Origin of the sequence: Escherichia sp. KTE159, from assembly GCF_000408805.1 — a bacterium.
GTDB lineage: Bacteria > Pseudomonadota > Gammaproteobacteria > Enterobacterales > Enterobacteriaceae > Escherichia > Escherichia marmotae.
Genome location: NZ_KE137295.1, coordinates 266,691 through 285,478 on the forward strand (window position 1 = coordinate 266,691; position 18,788 = coordinate 285,478).

The 18,788-nt window shown below is 48.9% G+C and carries 11 protein-coding genes, 1 tRNA gene and 3 pseudogenes; 6 read left to right on the forward strand and 9 right to left on the reverse strand.

The window, feature by feature from the left end:
* Nucleotides 1-9 precede the first annotated feature (9 nt).
* The 3 genes from valS to pepA form a co-directional block, all read right to left on the reverse strand.
* Nucleotides 10-2,865: a valine--tRNA ligase gene (valS, locus tag A31E_RS01845; protein WP_001517658.1), complete on the reverse strand. Its 2,856-nt coding sequence runs from the start codon at nucleotides 2,863-2,865 to the stop codon at nucleotides 10-12.
* Complete coding sequence (holC, locus tag A31E_RS01840; RefSeq protein WP_000786399.1) at nucleotides 2,865-3,308, reverse strand: DNA polymerase III subunit chi; 444 nt, start codon at nucleotides 3,306-3,308, stop codon at nucleotides 2,865-2,867. The genes valS and holC overlap by 1 nt, the downstream gene beginning before the upstream one ends.
* 358 nt (nucleotides 3,309-3,666) lie before the next feature.
* Nucleotides 3,667-5,178 carry a leucyl aminopeptidase gene (gene pepA, locus A31E_RS01835; protein ID WP_000397162.1) on the reverse strand — a complete coding sequence of 504 codons (1,512 nt, stop codon included), beginning with the start codon at nucleotides 5,176-5,178 and terminating at the stop codon, nucleotides 3,667-3,669.
* Between the two features lie 153 nt (nucleotides 5,179-5,331).
* Between pepA and ytgA the strand changes: the two genes are divergently transcribed.
* The 3 genes from ytgA (at nucleotide 5,332) to lptG (ending at nucleotide 7,627) form a co-directional block, all read left to right on the forward strand.
* On the forward strand, nucleotides 5,332-5,382 hold the full coding sequence (ytgA, locus tag A31E_RS26285) for a protein YtgA (protein WP_211180521.1): 51 nt from the start codon (nucleotides 5,332-5,334) through the stop codon (nucleotides 5,380-5,382).
* Nucleotides 5,383-5,444: 62 nt separating this feature from the next.
* Complete coding sequence (lptF, locus tag A31E_RS01830) at nucleotides 5,445-6,545, forward strand: LPS export ABC transporter permease LptF (RefSeq protein WP_000584138.1); 1,101 nt, start codon at nucleotides 5,445-5,447, stop codon at nucleotides 6,543-6,545.
* On the forward strand, nucleotides 6,545-7,627 hold the full coding sequence (gene lptG / locus A31E_RS01825; protein WP_016249523.1) for an LPS export ABC transporter permease LptG: 1,083 nt from the start codon (nucleotides 6,545-6,547) through the stop codon (nucleotides 7,625-7,627). The genes lptF and lptG overlap by 1 nt, the downstream gene beginning before the upstream one ends.
* Nucleotides 7,628-7,777: 150 nt before the next feature.
* On the opposite strand, the gene A31E_RS01820 is transcribed toward lptG, so the two are convergent.
* Together A31E_RS01820 and A31E_RS01815 are read right to left on the reverse strand one after the other, a co-directional pair.
* A complete protein-coding gene (locus A31E_RS01820; protein ID WP_016249524.1) occupies nucleotides 7,778-9,280 on the reverse strand; it encodes a helicase HerA-like C-terminal domain-containing protein in 1,503 nt (500 codons plus the stop codon).
* A gap of 157 nt (nucleotides 9,281-9,437) precedes the next feature.
* Nucleotides 9,438-9,665, reverse strand: a pseudogene (locus A31E_RS01815) (alcohol dehydrogenase catalytic domain-containing protein); the annotation flags it as partial.
* A gap of 195 nt (nucleotides 9,666-9,860) precedes the next feature.
* Between A31E_RS01815 and A31E_RS01810 the strand changes: the two are divergent.
* Together A31E_RS01810 and A31E_RS0123305 are read left to right on the forward strand one after the other, a co-directional pair.
* Nucleotides 9,861-9,945 (forward strand) — tRNA-Leu (locus A31E_RS01810).
* A 288-nt stretch (nucleotides 9,946-10,233) separates the two neighbouring features.
* A pseudogene (locus tag A31E_RS0123305) lies at nucleotides 10,234-10,525 on the forward strand (hypothetical protein); the annotation flags it as partial.
* A gap of 88 nt (nucleotides 10,526-10,613) precedes the next feature.
* Here the strand turns inward: A31E_RS0123305 and dcm are convergent.
* Together dcm and A31E_RS01800 are read right to left on the reverse strand one after the other, a co-directional pair.
* Nucleotides 10,614-11,846 (reverse strand): DNA (cytosine-5-)-methyltransferase, encoded by a 1,233-nt coding sequence (dcm, locus tag A31E_RS01805; protein WP_024193624.1) that lies wholly within the window; start codon nucleotides 11,844-11,846, stop codon nucleotides 10,614-10,616.
* Nucleotides 11,847-11,926: 80 nt separating this feature from the next.
* Nucleotides 11,927-12,646, reverse strand: a complete 720-nt coding sequence (locus A31E_RS01800) for an Eco47II family restriction endonuclease (protein WP_016249526.1) — start codon at nucleotides 12,644-12,646, stop codon at nucleotides 11,927-11,929.
* Between the two features lie 1,034 nt (nucleotides 12,647-13,680).
* On the opposite strand from A31E_RS01800, the gene yjhR reads away from it, so the two are divergent.
* A complete protein-coding gene (gene yjhR / locus A31E_RS01795; protein WP_016249527.1) occupies nucleotides 13,681-17,196 on the forward strand; it encodes a helicase YjhR in 3,516 nt (1,171 codons plus the stop codon).
* Between the two features lie 207 nt (nucleotides 17,197-17,403).
* Here the strand turns inward: yjhR and A31E_RS24930 are convergent.
* Nucleotides 17,404-17,688: pseudogene (locus A31E_RS24930) on the reverse strand (restriction endonuclease); the annotation flags it as partial.
* A gap of 14 nt (nucleotides 17,689-17,702) precedes the next feature.
* Nucleotides 17,703-18,749, reverse strand: coding sequence for a transposase (locus tag A31E_RS01790; protein WP_016249528.1), 1,047 nt, complete (start codon nucleotides 18,747-18,749; stop codon nucleotides 17,703-17,705).
* Nucleotides 18,750-18,788 lie beyond the last annotated feature (39 nt).

Sequence of the window (18,788 nt, forward strand, 5' to 3'; positions counted from 1 at the left end):
CGGTGGGTATTACAGCGCGGCGATAACCGCCTGCTGTTCAATCAGTTTCGCTTTCGCTTCCGCATAACCTTCCAGCTTCTCACGCTCTTTCGCGATAACCGCTTCCGGTGCGCGGGATACAAAGCCTTCGTTCGCCAGCTTGTTCTCGATGCGGCTGATTTCGCCTTCTATCTTCGCCACTTCTTTTGCCAGACGCGCCAGCTCATCTTCTTTATTGATGAGGCCAGCCATCGGGATCAGCAGCTCAGCACCGTCGACGATCTTAGTAACGGAAACCGGACCTTTGTCATCGGCAGGCAGCACAGTGATGCTTTCCAGACGCGCCAGTGTTTGCAGGAAGCCACGGTTTTCATTTACGCGACGCTCTGCATCCGCACTGCAACCACGCAGCAGAAGCTCCAGCGGTTTGCCCGGTGCGATGTTCATTTCCGCGCGGATGTTACGCACCGCAATGATCGCCTGTTTCAGCCACTCGGTGTCAGCCAGCGCCGCCTCATCAACCTGAGACGCATCGTACTGCGGGAACGGTTGCAGCATGATGGTGTCGGCAGTGATGCCGCACAGTACTTTCACACGCTGCCAGATGGTTTCGGTGATGAACGGAATGATCGGATGCGCGAGGCGCAGCAGACCTTCCAGCACGGTCACCAGCGTATGGCGAGTACCACGCAGTTCGGCTTCAGTTCCACCGTTCATTACCGGCTTGGTCAGCTCCAGATACCAGTCGCAGAACTGGTTCCAGGTGAACTCATACAAAATGCCTGCGGCGATATCGAAGCGGAAGCTATCCAGCGCTTCGCGGTACGCTTTGATGGTCTGGTTGAACTCCGCCAGGATCCAGCGGTCTGCCAGTGACAGGGTCATTTCGCCGCCGTTAAAGCCGCAATCCTGACCTTCAGTGTTCATCAGCACAAAGCGGCTGGCGTTCCACAGTTTGTTACAGAAGTTACGGTAACCTTCCAGACGCTTCATATCCCAGTTGATGTCACGACCGGTAGAAGCCAGCGCCGCTAGGGTGAAGCGCAGGGCGTCAGTACCGTGCGGCTCAATACCGTTCGGGAACTGCTTCTCGGTGCGCTTACGGATTTTATCCGCCAGTTGTGGCTGCATCATATTGCCGGTACGTTTTTCCAGCAGTTCTGGCAGCGAAATACCGTCGACCATATCCAGCGGGTCAATCACGTTACCCTTGGATTTGGACATCTTCTGGCCTTCGTCATCACGAATCAGACCGGTCATGTAAACGGTGTGGAACGGCACCTGCGGCTTGCCATTTTCATCTTTGATGAAATGCATGGTCATCATGATCATGCGGGCAATCCAGAAGAAGATGATGTCGAAGCCAGATACCATCACACTGGTCGGGTGGAACTGACGCAGGGCGTCGGTGTTTTCCGGCCAGCCAAGAGTAGAGAAGGTCCACAGCGCAGAGGAGAACCAGGTATCGAGAACGTCTTCGTCCTGACGCAGAGCGACGTCGGCGGCAAGGTTATTTTCCTTGCGCACTTCATCTTCGTTGCGGCCAACATAAACATTACCCGCGTCGTCGTACCATGCCGGAATGCGGTGACCCCACCACAGTTGACGAGAGATACACCAGTCCTGAATATCACGCATCCAGGAGAAGTACATGTTTTCGTACTGCTTCGGTACGAACTGAATGTCGCCGTTCTCAACCGCTTCAACTGCCGGTTTCGCCAGTACATCGGCACGTACATACCACTGGTCGGTCAGCATCGGTTCGATAACTACGCCGCCACGGTCGCCGTAAGGAACAGTCAGGTCGTGCGGTTTAATCTCTTCCAGCAGGCCGAGGGCATCAACGGCAGCAACGATCGCTTTGCGTGCAGCAAAACGCTCCAGTTTCTGGAATTCTGCCGGGATCTCGCTGGAATAAACGTCAGATTCGTTACCTTTGGTATCGAACACCTGGGCGCTTTCACGGATATCACCGTCAAAGGTCAGGATGTTGATCATCGGCAGAGCGTGGCGTTTACCTACTTCATAGTCGTTAAAGTCGTGCGCCGGAGTGATCTTCACGCAGCCAGTGCCTTTTTCCATGTCGGCGTGTTCGTCGCCAACGATAGGAATACGACGGTTCACCAGCGGAAGAATGACATATTTGCCAATCAGATCTTTGTAACGCGGATCTTCCGGGTTAACAGCGACGCCGGTATCGCCCAGCAGAGTTTCCGGGCGGGTGGTCGCGACGACCAGATAATCTTTACCGTCTGCGGTTTTCGCACCGTCAGCCAGCGGATAGCGGATGTGCCACATCGAACCTTTCGATTCGCGGTTTTCCACTTCCAGGTCAGAGATAGCGGTGCGCAGTTTCGGGTCCCAGTTGACCAGGCGTTTGCCACGGTAAATCAGGTCTTCTTTATACAGACGAACGAAAACTTCTTTCACCGCATTGGAAAGCCCTTCATCCATAGTGAAGCGTTCACGCTCCCAGTCGACGGAGTTTCCGAGACGACGCATCTGACGAGTAATGGTGCCGCCGGATTCCGCTTTCCATTCCCAGATTTTATCGATGAAGGCTTCGCGGCCATAGTCGTGACGGGTTTTACCTTCTTCTGCGGCAATCTTGCGCTCAACGACCATCTGGGTAGCGATCCCGGCGTGGTCAGTACCGACCTGCCACAGGGTATTTTTACCCTGCATGCGCTGATAGCGGATCATGGTATCCATGATGGTTTGCTGGAAGGCGTGACCCATATGCAAACTGCCGGTGACGTTCGGCGGCGGGATCATGATGCAGAAACTTTCCTGGCTTTCATCGCCATTAGGCTTAAAGTAGCCCTGCTTTTCCCAGTGCTCGTAAAGCGGCTGTTCGATATCTTGTGGGTTGTATGTCTTTTCCATTATTTCCAGGTTGCCGTATTCAGGTTGAAACCAGCCACGCGGTAGGCTTTATAGCGTTCGCGCGCCAGTTGTTTCAGAGAATCTTCATAAGGGACGAAGTCTACCACTTCTGTGAAAGCGGTGGCAAAATCTGCAAAGCTTGTTCGCAGACTAATCAATATATCGCGCGGGCTGCTGCTACGTTTTTGCGGCCAGGCGATCTCCACTGGCGCACCGCCGCGCGGTCCTTCTCCCGCTAAATTGTGCGGAACAAAACTTTCTGCCGGACGCGCCCACAGGGCTTCGTCCAGCCGGTAAGCCTGTTTTTCATCTTCACAGGCGATGAGCACGCGCTTACCGCTGCGCCAACGTTCTGCGGCAATTTCACACACCAGTTGCTCAACGGCGCTTAAGCCATCAACGGTGGTGTCATTGTCCAGAAGGTAGAACGTTGCGTTTTTCATATATGGGGCTTCTTGTGGTGGATTTAAATATGCATCAGGTAATACACCGCATTGCCTGATGCGCCGCTGTCGCGTCTTATCAGACCTACAAGTTCGGTGCTGTGTGTAGGTCGGATAAGGCGTTCACGCCGCATCCGACAATAACAACATTGCCTGATGCGCCGCTGTCGCGTCTTATCAGGCCTACAAGTTCGGTGCTGTGTGTAGGTCGGATAAGGCGTTCACGCCGCATCCGACAATAACAACATTGCCTGATACGCCGCTGTCGCGTCTTATCAGGCCTACGAGTTCAGTGCTGTGTGTAGGTCGGATAAGGCGTTCACGCCGCATCCGGCAAGAACAATAATTCTTGATACAATCACTCTTCGCCGTTAAACCCGGCGCGGTTCAACAGGAACTGTGCCAGCAACGCCACCGGACGGCCGGTTGCGCCTTTTGCTTTACCAGAACGCCACGCAGTACCCGCGATATCCAGGTGTGCCCAGTTGTACTTACGCGTAAAGCGCGACAGGAAACAGCCTGCGGTAATCGCCCCGCCAGGACGTCCGCCAATGTTCGCCATATCGGCAAAATTGGACTCCAACTGTTCCTGGTACTCGTCACCCAGCGGTAAACGCCATGCGCGGTCGCCAGACTGTTCAGACGCGGCAATCAGCTCATGAGCCAGCGGGTTGTGGTTCGCCATCAGGCCAGTGATATGATGGCCCAGCGCGATCACACAAGCACCCGTCAACGTCGCCACGTCAATCACCGCCTCTGGCTCAAAACGCTCAACATAAGTTAACACATCGCACAGCACCAGACGGCCTTCAGCGTCGGTATTCAGCACTTCAACGGTTTGACCGGACATGGTGGTTAACACATCGCCCGGACGATAGGCACGACCGCCAGGCATGTTTTCGCAGCCTGCCAGCACGCCGATAACATTAATCGGCAGTTGCAGCTCCGCGACCATACGCATCACGCCGTAAACTGCCGCCGCGCCGCACATATCGTACTTCATCTCATCCATGCCTTCGGAAGGCTTGATCGAGATACCGCCGGAGTCGAAGGTTAAGCCTTTACCGACCAGCACGATTGGGCGCGCATCTTCCGACGCGTTGCCTTTGTACTCAATCACCGACATCAGCGATTCGTTCTGCGAACCCTGACCAACCGCCAGATAGGAGTGCATCCCCAGCTCTTTCATCTGCTGTTCACCGATAACGCGGGTGATGACATTTTTGCTGTAGCTGTCAGCCAACTGGCGTGCCTGGGAGGCGAGGTAGGCGGCGTTACAGATATTTGGCGGCATATTGCCGAGATCTTTCGCCGCTTTGATCCCTGCGGCAATCGCCAGACCGTGCTGGATCGCACGCTCACCACTGGTAAGTTCACGGCGAGTCGGTACGTTGAACACCATTTTACGCAGCGGACGACGCGGCTCGGTCTTATTCGTTTTTAGTTGATCAAAACTGTATAGCGTCTCTTTTGCCGTCTCGACAGCCTGACGCACTTTCCAGTAGTTATTGCGGCCTTTGACGTGCAGTTCAGTCAGGAAGCAGACCGCTTCCATTGAGCCAGTATCATTCAGTGTATTAATGGTTTTCTGAATAACCTGCTTATACTGGCGCTCATCCAGCTCACGTTCTTTGCCACAACCAATAAGGAGGATGCGCTCGGAGAGCACATTTGGCACATGGTGCAGCAACAGGGTCTGCCCCGGTTTTCCTTCCAGTTCGCCCCGGCGTAGCAGGGCGCTGATGTACCCATCACTGATCTTATCGAGCTGTTCTGCAATCGGAGAAAGGCGACGTGGTTCGAAGACGCCCACGACGATGCAGGCACTCCGCTGTTTCTCCGGGCTACCGCTTTTTACACTAAACTCCATGCACTACGCTCCTGAATCTTAAAGACAACGGCGGTGGCTACAGATAGAATTGCAAGCTTTCGTAACTCATGTCCGCTGTTGCGATGACTTCGTGTTAATCTTAACGTTATTACGGCATTGGCACGTCAGAACAAAATCTGAGGGGCGAATCCGTTGAGTATAATTATCTTAGCGACGATTTCGACGACTCAAGAGAATAAATGACGTTTAAGCCATGAAACAAGCTAAAATCCTGCAAAAGACGAGTTTTTACGGGCGTATTTAAAGTGATAATCATAAGATATCTGGTTCGGGAGACGCTCAAAAGCCAGTTGGCGATACTCTTCATCTTGCTTTTGATCTTCTTCTGTCAAAAGTTAGTGAGGATCCTCGGCGCGGCGGTTGACGGCGACATTCCGGCGAACCTGGTGCTCTCCCTTCTTGGGTTGGGCGTGCCGGAAATGGCGCAGCTTATCCTGCCATTAAGCCTGTTCCTCGGGCTGCTGATGACGTTGGGTAAACTGTATACCGAAAGTGAAATTACGGTAATGCATGCCTGTGGCCTGAGCAAAGCGGTTCTAGTCAAAGCGGCGATGGTTCTCGCGGTATTCACGGCGATTGTCGCGGCGGTTAACGTTATGTGGGCAGGACCGTGGTCATCGCGCCATCAGGATGAAGTGTTAGCGGAAGCGAAAGCTAACCCCGGCATGGCGGCGCTGGCGCAAGGTCAGTTCCAGCAAGCGACGAATGGCAGCTCGGTGCTGTTCATCGAAAGTGTTGACGGTAGCGATTTCAAAGATGTGTTCCTCGCGCAAATTCGACCAAAAGGTAATGCGCGTCCTTCCGTGGTGGTGGCCGATTCCGGACATTTAACTCAGTTGCGAGATGGCTCTCAGGTCGTGACCCTCAATCAGGGAACGCGCTTCGAAGGCACTGCACTGCTGCGTGATTTCCGCATTACGGACTTCCAGGATTATCAGGCGATCATCGGTCATCAGGCGGTAGCGCTGGACCCGAACGATACTGACCAGATGGACATGCGCACATTGTGGAACACTGACACCGATCGTGCCCGCGCGGAACTGAACTGGCGTATCACTCTGGTATTCACCGTGTTTATGATGGCGCTCATGGTTGTGCCTCTGAGCGTGGTTAACCCGCGTCAGGGACGTGTCCTGTCGATGCTACCGGCCATGTTGCTGTATCTGCTTTTCTTCCTGATCCAGACCTCGCTGAAATCGAACGGCGGTAAAGGTAAGTTGGACCCGACGCTGTGGATGTGGACCGTAAACCTGATTTATCTGGCTTTGGCGATTGTTCTCAACCTTTGGGATACGGTGCCGGTCCGCCGTCTGCGCGCCAGTTTTACGCGTAAAGGAGCGGTATAATGCAACCCTTTGGTGTACTTGACCGCTATATCGGTAAAACTATTTTCACCACCATCATGATGACGCTGTTCATGCTGGTGTCGCTTTCCGGCATTATCAAGTTTGTCGATCAGTTGAAAAAAGCCGGGCAGGGGAGCTACGACGCGTTAGGCGCGGGGATGTATACCCTGCTGAGCGTGCCGAAAGATGTGCAAATCTTCTTCCCGATGGCGGCCTTGCTGGGCGCGTTGCTCGGACTGGGGATGCTGGCACAACGCAGCGAACTGGTGGTGATGCAGGCTTCTGGTTTTACCCGTATGCAGGTGGCGCTGTCAGTGATGAAAACCGCCATTCCACTGGTCTTGTTGACCATGGCGATTGGCGAGTGGATCGCGCCGCAGGGCGAACAGATGGCGCGTAACTACCGTGCGCAGGCGATGTACGGCGGCTCGTTGCTCTCTACCCAGCAAGGTTTATGGGCGAAAGATGGCGACAACTTTGTCTATATTGAACGAGTAAAAGGCGATGAAGAGTTAGGTGGCATCAGTATTTATGCCTTCAACGAGAATCGTCGTCTGCAATCCGTTCGCTATGCTGCTTCCGCGAAGTTTGACCCGGAACATAAAGTCTGGCGTCTCTCGCAGGTTGATGAATCTGACCTGACCAATCCCAAACAGATAACCGGTTCGCAGACCGTGAGCGGCACCTGGAAAACCAACCTCACGCCGGACAAACTGGGCGTTGTAGCGCTGGATCCGGATGCCCTCTCCATTAGTGGTTTACACAACTACGTGAAGTATCTGAAGTCGAGTGGCCAGGACGCCGGACGTTATCAGCTCAATATGTGGAGCAAAATCTTCCAGCCGCTTTCTGTCGCGGTGATGATGTTGATGGCGCTGTCGTTCATCTTCGGTCCACTGCGCAGCGTGCCGATGGGGGTACGGGTGGTCACCGGTATCAGCTTCGGCTTTGTGTTCTACGTGCTGGATCAGATCTTCGGCCCACTGACGCTGGTTTACGGTATCCCGCCGATCATCGGCGCACTGTTGCCAAGCGCCAGCTTCTTCTTAATCAGCCTGTGGCTGTTAATGAGAAAATCGTAACTTGATGAACGAATAAAGGGAGCATAAGCTCCCTTTATTATTGTCAGCAAAGTGTGTTTCGTTCATGCCTGAAAAATCAATATATTGCAGTGGTGTAGGCCTGATAAGACGCGCCAGCGCCGCATCAGGCGAAGATAAATCGCACCTGACTTACCTTCTTCTTCCCCCCAGCAAACTCCCCAGCACCCCGCGTATAATCTGGTTCGTCACCTGACGGGCGGCGCTTTTCGCCATAGTCTGTACCACGCCATCTTTCTTCCCGCCGCGCGGTCCGGTAGTGCCAAACAAAATATCCTTCAACCCACCCAGAATACCGTCATCTTCACTTATCTCTTTCCCTTTGGCAGGAGGGTTATTTTGCTGTTCGGTACTGGCCTGCACACCTTTTTGCAGCATCTCATAGGCGGATTCCCGGTCTACGTCATCTTCATACTTGCCATACACCGGAGAGTGATTAATCAGGCCGTTACGCTCATCTTCCGTTACCGGCCCCATCCGTGAACAAGGCGCGATTACCATCGCACGCTCTACCACAGAAGGACTTCCTTTCGCATCCAGAAAAGAGATCAACGCTTCGCCGGTTCCTAGTTCCTGAATCGCCTTTTCCGTATCAAATGCCGGATTGGGACGCATGGTTTGCGCCGCCGTCTTCACCGCTTTCTGGTCTTTCGGCGTGAAGGCGCGCAGAGCGTGCTGAACGCGATTTCCCAACTGCCCAAGTACGTTGTCAGGGATATCAGACGGGTTTTGCGAAACAAACCAGACGCCCACACCTTTCGAGCGGATAAGTCTTATTACCTGTTCAATCTTATCCAACAACACTTGCGGTGCATCGTTGAACAGCAGATGCGCTTCGTCGAAGAAAAATACCAGTTTCGGTTTATCCAAATCGCCTGCTTCTGGCAGTTGCTCATACAACTCAGAAAGCATCCACAGCAGGCTGGCGGCGTACAGTTTTGGCATCTGGTAGAGCTTTTCGGCGCTAAGAATATTGATAACACCTTTACCGTTGGCATCGGTACGCATCCAGTCTTTGATATCCAGCATTGGCTCACCAAAGAAATGCGTCGCCCCTTGCTGTTCCAGCGTCAGTAATCCGCGCTGGATGGCGCCAACCGATGCGCTACTGATATTACCGTACTGATTCTGGAATGATTTGGCGTTATCACCGATATATTGGGTAATCGCCCGGAGATCTTTAAAGTCGAGTAACAATAGTCCCTGATCGTCGGCAATACGGAAGATGATATTCAGCACGCCGGATTGCACGTCGTTGAGATTTAACAGCCGTGCAAGCAACAGCGGTCCCAGATCCGAGACCGTTGCCCGTACTGGATGACCTTTCTCACCAAAAATATCCCACACAACGACTGGATTCGCATGTGGCTGCCAGTCGTTGACGCCGATATTTTTCAACCGAGCGAGCAGTTTTTCCGAGGTAGTACCTTCTGCCGCAACCCCGGTCAAATCACCTTTTACATCGGCTATAAATACCGGAACGCCGATTTCTGACAGAGATTCCGCCAGTTTTTGCAGCGTGACAGTTTTACCTGTCCCTGTTGCGCCAGTAATCAGTCCGTGACGGTTAGCCATAGCGGGTAGTAAAAACAGTTCTGTGTCCGGCGTGCGGGCAATTAAACGCGGTTCGCTCATGAGATTTCCTCCAGTTCCCTGCCTGGAGTATAGACACGGTTGAGCGCTTTTCACCACTAAATTCAGCCGATTGCGAGATATCTTAAAGGCCGGTAGAAGTGACCCGGCAGAGCGATCAGAGGTCGACACGCTGACTGATTTGCAAACCTTTATCTTACGCGGCGCTACCCAGCGCAACCACGCGACCAATCACTTCATGACAGGCAACCAGTGGGTACTGTGAGAATCCCCACTTGTTGTCGAGCATCGACAGGCCAGAATGGCAAATCCCGCAGTAATCCACCTGTACTTCGCCGTCTTGTGGCTTCAGTTCACCGGGATCGTACTCATAGAGCTCCAGTTCCCCGCCAGCCTCTTTTGCAGCATAGCTTTTTATCATCGACATGCTTTTGCCCTTCTCTGGTATTGCCCGGGAAGTGTAGAGTATGGTCGGGCGGGAGGCCTGGAGTGTGACAAAGGTTACACATTACTGAGAATGGTGCTGAAATTTTCAGCACTTAGCAAGGTGGGTGCAAGCTGACGCTTGCATGGCGGCGCGTGACAGGTATAATCCACAACGTTTTCCGTATACCTCTTCAGTGCCGAAGTGGCGAAATCGGTAGACGCAGTTGATTCAAAATCAACCGTAGAAATACGTGCCGGTTCGAGTCCGGCCTTCGGCACCATACCGTATGCAAATCGAGTCGCTCAAGGGCGGCTTTTTTTGTATATAAAATCTAGTATCCGTAAGGCTTTCCTCGCTTTTTCACGTAACCTAAGTCAGCCAACTTTAATCTACATTAACTTATTGATGGCGAGTGCCTCTGCTGGTATTTCCCGGTTAGATAATATTTGTTCTCACACGAACCCTCTGAAAGGATATTCATTGTGGCTCTGAGTGATGTGAAAGTTCGTTCGGCAAGGTCTGAGTAAAAGCTTATAAACTACCGGATAGTGAACTATTAATAAAAGCGATACGGGGCTATCTGGAATACCCCGGCAACATGCCGCTGCCTGAACAGATTACAAATGTCGCTGTATTCGAAGATGTGTATCGTTTCCTGTTGAATGGTTCCGGTGGCTGGAGCTGCGCCGTACTGATGTGGCAGCAGTCCGTGTCTTCCTTTAGAATTATCGATATCGCCATTGTGATGCAATAGGTAAACCGCAGCGCCTCATTTCTGCCGTGTGCCGGATCATTGCTATCGAACCAGGCACCAACGTGCTGTAGTACATCGTTCTGCTAATGATGCGGAGAGGGGATATGTATCGTAAGAATTATTTTGTAATAAATCTAATGAATCCAACATAGGGTAAGAATAAAAGGGTAGGCCACGAAACCTACCCTGTATGGTTATCTTTTATTTATCTTATCTAAAAGATGTACCACAGATTTGCCAACAGCAAATGACAGATTAACAGGAACAGCATTTCCTATTTGCTTATATTTCGCTGACATTGGGCCTTCAAATACCCAGTCATCGGGGAAGGTCTGTATTCTTGCATACTCACGCACAGTTAATGGTCTTGTTTCTTCTGGGTGGCAACGCTCTGTTTGTTTCTGTGCTGGGGCGCATGTTAATGTTAGGCTTGGTTCATCCCATGACAAGCGACGAGCCATACCAGTTTTGCCCCCTCCTAAGTAAAAACTCTTGAGCATGTATTCTTTTTGAATATCTTCTGGAAGATCTCTCCAATAGCCACCGGGAGGAACCATACTTAGGATCTCTGCTTTTCTTTTGGGATATTTTTGTCCCTCAGATTCTGGCACGTCGCTATCGTACAAGTCTCCCTTTTTTAATGCATCTTTAAGGGTTAATATTTTATTGTAAGAAGAAGGCCACTCATAATCGATGCCATCAGCAAGATCATTTCTTACAGCTACAATGATCAAACGCTCTCGTTTTTGCGGCACTTTGTAGAAAATAGCCTTAAGTACTCTTGGCTCAAATAAAGTGTAGCCCAAGTCTGTGATAATATTTTTTATTGTTTCTAAAGTTCGCCCATCATCATGATTTAGCAACCCTCGAACATTCTCTGCTAAAAGAACTTTCGGATTGACTTCTTTAGCTGCTCGGGCGAATTCAAAGAAAAGGGTGCCCCGTGTGTCTTCAAAACCAAGTTTTTTGCCTGCATAAGAGAATGCCTGGCAAGGAAAGCCACCAGCCAGCACATCAACGGTATTCCTATAAGGAGTGAAGTCTACTTGGCTCACATCGCCTTCAACCACATTCCATTCAGGCCTATTTTTTCGTAACGTCTTACAAGCATGGGAGTCAATTTCATTTAGTAAAACAGATTTTAAACCTGCTTTTTCCAAACCTAAAGCCATCCCCCCTGCGCCAGCAAATAACTCTAATACAGTATAAACATTATTGCTAATTTTAGTCTCATCAGACCACTGGCTTTTAAATAAAAACTGAGCTTGTTCAAAATTTTTAAGTTGCTCTTTTTTATAAAATCGATAGTTGTTTTCGTCATTTCTTTGAGAAACTAATTTTCCAGCAGTATCCCAACGCCTTAAAGTTTCTTTTGAAACACCCAAAATGTCTGCAACTTCTGAAAGTGAAAATTCTTCCTTTAACATATTTAGTAACCATGCCAACATTAGTCATGGTTACTACTGTATGAGTTTACATGTACTTTGTCAAACGTTGATCATGGTTATCAGCCGTAAGCGAGCCCAAAATACTTAATAAAACTATCTTTATCAGGGATGGAAAAGCCTTGCTGCCCAAGACGCTCGCTCAAAATATACTCAATTGCGTGAGGAAGAGCACTATGGAGTTCTTGTAGAGCATCTGGTCTGCCTGTGACAAGTTCATAGAAGCTCGCACCATCAATGATTCGAATTTTAGGGTTCGAAGGACACAGAGTACCGCTACCTTTATTGGAAGGGGTAAAAGGGATGTCATATCTGATAGGTTTACGAGGGATTATATTAACAAAGTACGCGCAGTAATCCTTAAATCGGCTATGTTTCGGTGATACTAACTCATCTAAACCTTTATACTTATCTGCTAAATCCCCGCCAGTAACCGTTGAGTATTTATTTTTCACCTCAGCGATGATTCTTCTCTCTTCATTGAGAAGATCAACGATGCCACCAATCCCCATATCCCGCCATCCTTCAACATGGCCGAGGATTTTTTGGTGAAAAGTACCAACATGATTTTGAATGGTTTTCTGTCGTTGTCGTGCGAGTTCGGAGTTTCGCCACTCTTCATGGGATGAGAACCCTGGAGCTTCAAAAAGTGCGCCAAAAGGGTCAATCACATTGCTGGTAAAAGTCTTCTCAGCGGCGTCTTTTTTCTTTTTAGCTTTCGTTAATAAGGTTTCAACTTCGTTAAAAAGATCTTCATCACTGATATATTCAAGTAATGACATAGTTGTATCTCCATCATTCTTTATAATTCAATAAATTTTTCGCGTAATAACCTTTGGGAGCTATTGTGGTTACGGCTAATTACACGACAGCTCTCAAAAACGACACTGGAGCAAGTTTTCTAATCATAACGATTACAGACATAGATTAAAACGATCAATGAGCACTTAAAGAGAGGGGGGGTTGTGGTGTGATCTGAATGGCTTGTGCTGAGGATTCGAGCAATATGTTACGGGGATAGGGGATTGAAGTGGCACACTGAATTTGGCTACCTGAACAGAGGTGATATGCTCACCTCTGAATCTGCTCGTTGATTTTGTTCAGCAAACTATTGAGCAGGAAATACAACGTTACGGCAACCAGTACCGCAGTTTTGCGTGTCACCAGTTGATGAGTTAAAAATGGGAGAGGATGAGTTGGCGAATAATCCTCTCTACCAGATACGCTATCAGCAGTTTGTTTCTCCAATGGTGTATGGAGAACGAAAGATCACATGGGATGAGGCTTACTCCAGGTTTAGGAGCTTAGCGTTAGCCATCCTGAATGCTTGATATGCAGCATTTGTCTTTATTTGAAATTCCGATAAACATCGTGAAGCGTTAAAGTACCGACTGATTATTCAGTTTGTTGATTTTTCAGAGAATCGCGCTGAGTATACATGTGAATATACAAAGTGATTTTGGCTATGAAATCACATTTATTTCAATGAGTTATCTTTTAAAGAGCAGCCCAGTCTTCACATCAATAGACGTCAACTGAGGTCTTTTTTTATGCCTGAAATCCGCGCCACACAAATCTTTTCCGCTGTTTTTTCCAACTAACGTCAACCTGGTTCAATCCATATTAAATCCCTGAAGAATACCGAACCAAGTATGTTTGCGCTTATCTATTAAGGATTCGGCTCTTTCAGAAAATCTAATCCATCCTCCAGGCACAATATTTATTGCGATCGTGCTCGCATCGTGGACAATGTTTAATCATAAGTAATATTTACATCAATGAAATCAATGATTTCTATTATGTCACGGAATGGAAAATGGACAGCAATACATTGGGATTCACTTCATACTGGCGCAACTCCTTAGCTGACGCCGAATCTGGTAAAGGAACGTTTTCACGTAAAGATACAGATTCATTCATTCGATGGATAAATATCACCACAGGGAAGTTGGATGACGAGACTATTCGGGCATTTTTTGACGGTGAAGGGGAGTCGGTAAAAACCGTTGAAGTCGTGTTACGGCCCCAAGTGTGGAACCGCATAGTAAAGCATGGCAAAGAGCAAATGGCAGATGTACCCGCAATTATCACGCCACTGGTTACCTCCGCTCTTCTGAATAGGGAAGGTTTTTTGTTTCCTGCCGCTTCAGCCACTATTCCCCGCGATCTGCTTGAACCTCTCCCTTCCGGTCATTTTTCTATTGGTGAGTTGGCGCAATATGACAAATACAAAACCACGCATAACACAGCCACCATTAATGAAGATGACCCAGAACATTACGAAGAAACTGACGAAGAGAAAGCGGAACGCCATGCCAGGTATCGTCAGCATTGGCAAAATTATCTTCAACAGTCAGATAACCTTTTAAGAAACGTCACTGGAAATTGGGTCGCTACATCTGAGCCATACGAACGGGCTGGATACGGTTATATTGTTAAAGCTAGCCAGCATGTAGGGGCCAGCGTTCATATCCTGCCTATGTATGACCATCTTCTGATGAGCCAGGTTAAGGTTCCGCTATTAACGCGTTTTGCCTCAAACGAAATGGCTCCAGTGGAGCCACTTCTCGCTAAGAATGCGATGTTCTGCGAACGTTTGGGGCATTCCGGCGATAAGTTTCCGCTGGCAGTGGCGCAGCGCGATGCCCTGAGCCATTATCTGACTCAACAGCAGGGTGATATGCTCGCTGTCAACGGTCCTCCGGGAACGGGTAAAACTACGCTGGTGCTTTCTATTATTGCCACCGAATGGACAAGAGCCGCACTTAATCAAACTGAACCTCCTGTAATCATTGCCACATCGACTAACAATCAGGCCGTCACCAATATTATTGAAGCCTTTGGAAAAGATTTCTCTACTGGTTTTGGCGTAATGTCTGGGCGTTGGTTGCCGGAGGTAATAAGCTATGGCGCTTATTTTCCGTCTAAAAGCCGTCTGGTTGAGGCAGCGAAGAAATACCAGACTGGAGATTTTTTTAACCGCGTTGAATCCCAGGAATATCTGGAAAAAGCCCGGGCCTTTTACCTTGAAAAAGCGGAGGCGGCGTTTGGAGCTGGAGAGTACAATTCGCCAGAGCATGTAGTGACGCTTTTGCATGAACGTTTAACTTCACAGTTTATGCAACTTCAGCAAATCGAACCCGCATGGCGCAGACTCAATGATATCCGCCATGAACAGCGAGTCATCAGTGAGAATCTCGACCAGTATCTTCAGGACAAAAACACACTTCTTCTCAATATTGGCAATGAAATTTCACTTTTAGTCAGAGGTAAAAAGCAGTGGCAGCAATACCGTGCCAATGAGTCGCTTATGTATGCATTTTTGTCATGGCTCCCTGCTGTTCGTGCTAAACGCCATTACCAGATTAACCTCTTCCTGGACTCTACGTTCGGCGCAAGAATGACAGCGTTCCAGGGAAATTGTCCCGAAGATATTGATAAATTTATCGATAGTTTGATCGCTAAAGCGCAACAAGAGCAGGCGGTGTGCCAACAGAATATCAACTTTGCGCAGGACATAGCCCGACGTGAAGTGGAAGCAGCAAAACAATGGCACGAGTTGACTTATGCGCTGGGCTACAGGGGATGCGATGAGCTGAACCTCGCCGGCGCGGACGAGCTTGCCGATACTCAGATTCGTTTTCCTGCGTTCTTGCTAGCGACTCATTATTGGGAAGGTCGCTGGCTGATGGATATGGCGACAATCGATAATCTGCAAAAAGAAAAAGGACTCACTGGGGCGATTAGTGTCAAGGCCCGATGGCGAAGAAGAATGAAACTTACCCCCTGTGTGGTGATGACCTGCTACATGTTGCCTTCTCAAATGATAACGGGGAAATTTGTCGGAGGTGCCAGGCAATTTGATAATGATTATTTATATAACTTTGCTGATTTACTGATCGTCGATGAAGCAGGGCAGGTGCTCCCGGAGGTTGCTGCGGCTTCCTTTGCATTAGCTAAGAAAGCGCTGGTAATAGGCGATACAGAACAAATAGCACCAATCTGGAATTGTCTGCCTGTCACCGATATAGGCAATATGCTGGAGGAGAACATTCTTTCTGGCGACACTCAGGAAGAGCTAATGAATGCATATTCCCATGTGTGTGAGTCTGGAAAAAGTGCGGCATCCGGCAGCGTGATGAAAGTTGCTCAGTACAATTCTCGCTACCAATATGATCCCAAGTTCGAGCGCGGAATGTATCTGTATGAGCATCGTCGCTGTTTCAATAACATCATCGGCTACTGTAACTCACTTTGCTATCACGGTAAGTTGCAGCCCAAAAGAGGAATGGAAAAAGAGACGATTTTCCCGGCAATGGGGTTTTTGCATATTGACGGCAGGGGCATGAAGCCAAATGGAGGTAGCCGTTATAACCCTCTTGAAGCGGAAACAATTGCAGCATGGCTGGTGGCGCATAAGGATGGTATAGAGCGCCATTACGGGGAACCGCTGTATAAAGTCGTTGGTATTGTGACGCCATTTTCGGCACAGGTTAATGCCATCAAGACGTCATTGCGTAAGCTGGAGATTAATTGCAATGACGAAGAGGGTTCGCTGACCGTGGGGACTGTGCACTCCTTGCAGGGTGCGGAAAGGGCGATTGTTCTCTTTTCTACGGTCTATTCAAAACATGAAGATGGTCAGTTTATTGACAGCAATAGCAGTATCCTGAATGTCGCAGTCTCACGCGCTAAAGATAGTTTTCTGGTCTTCGGTGATATGGACCTTATAGAGATGCAGCCAGCATTTTCGCCGCGAGGGTTATTGGCAAAATTTCTGTTTGCTTCAGATAATAATGCGTTGCAATTTGAGTTTCAGAAACGGCAGGATTTAAGTTCCGCACAGACACAAATTTCAACGTTGCATGGTGTGGAGCAGCATGATGAATTTTTGAATAATGCTCTGGCCGCAGCTCAACAGAAGATCACGATTATTTCCCCTTGGTTATCCTGGCAAAAAGTGGAGCAAACGGGTTTTCTTGCGTCGATGGCTCTGGCCCGTTCCCGGGGTATTGATATTACCGTGGTAACGGATAAAAACTGCAATATTGCGCATGTCGATGATGATAAGCGCCAGGAGAAACTGCATCTTCTAAATGATGCAGTCGAAAAGCTCAATAATATGGGCATTGCTACAAAATTGGTGAATCGCGTTCACAGCAAAATTGTGATTAGAGATGAGGAGTTGCTGTGCGTTGGATCTTTTAACTGGTTCAGTGCTGCGCGAGAAGATAAATATCAACGATACGATACGTCTTTGGTGTACCGTGGCGAAGGCGTAAAAAATGAAATAAAGGCGATATATAGCAGTCTGGATCAACGTCAGCTATAAGTGTGATGAACAGTTCACAACACAGGAGTGGTAAGGGATATATTTTAACAATGTGAAGGCGACTTTCAGATTTATTGCGAGTCGCTTTTCCTGATTTTCAATCTTATTGTTTACCTAATCATTCTCCTTTGCATAATGCGCCTGGCATTAACGACAGGGGCTTTTAGGAATGAAAGCAGATACAACAATGGCCTAATGTCTTCGGCCCGTATTAAGCATATCATCATTGTCTAATTGCCAGAATCCATCGCCTTGTAATCGCCAGAACGGCATATCAGGCCGATACTGCGAATGCTGTGATCCAAAACGTTCCAGTAAACTGTGCAGAGGTTCGTAGATTTCCGAGCCATAATCGAAAAGGCGTGGATGTCCATGCTGGTAGCCAGCCAATACGTATAGCAGTAACAGAGGTTTATGTGGCGCGCGCTGTTCACCCTTGTGCCAGATTTTTATGTTGGCAATTGCCTGCTGTTCAAACCCGCAAGCGAAGATATATTACCTTGATCTCATTTGTTTTTTTGTTGCCTGTTCTGAGAACGTATAAGAGTATCTCCCATGAATAAACTCCCCGACCACCTTTCGCACCAATACCGCAAAATAGCTTCAACAAATTTGTCAGAAATAATCCCCCGACGGGCTGCTGAGCTGAAATGACTGCTGCGTAGCACCGTCGTCCAGTTTTCTGGTGTTCGGTACGCTGAACCGTAATATCCCGTGCTAAAATCGTCCGGATCTTCATCTGGCTCGTTCGTCAGCCCTCTTTCACCTTGTTGCTGGAAGCCGACGAAAATAATATTGGCTAAGGCATTATTTTTATAATTGCCATAAATCGTTTCATACGCATGAGAGTAATTTTCTTTCCAGTACCAGGTGGTATCGCCGCAAAACCACGGAGCGGCAGCAATATTATTAAGCTGAGAACGATACTGTTTCAAATCCTCACGAAAGGCTTCAACCATATGATTAAAGTATTGAGGATGTAACGCGTAGTCACTGGTCATTAAGTCAAATTCGCCCTGCATCCAGCATATGCCGAGGAATTTATTCTGCGGATTCTTTGACAGTGCCGTTCGTGTTCTGTTGACTAAATCCTGATACAGCGGAGTATCCGCTCCCCAACGACATGAATCATGGCTGGCTCCGTGCTGTTCTGAATATGTCCCTTCGCTGCCCGTGGTAAAAGCCGATCCACCACGGCAACAGGGAACGATAAGAACGCCTGCATTATCAGGAATGAAGGGCAGTAATTTCCGCGCAATATGTAGTGCCTGGCCAACGGTGCCGTACTGTGTTTGATGATTCGTTGCCAGAGGATGGTGATAACCCTGCATATCCTGGACATCGTGTGGGCAGTGAGTCAGTGGAATAATGTCATTAAATTGACATAACGGGCCACCGGGATGCGTCTGAGTGAATCTCGCCAGTTGTTTTATTCTGGGATGAGGCGCATCTTCACTGTCTGGTAACGGGAGTCCTTCGCCATACGCCATAGCATTAGACTGACCGGCAACGGTAAGAACATAGTAATAATCGGGCGATATTATTGCGTTCATATAAATGTCGCGTAATTAAAATGATGAATTGATATCAGG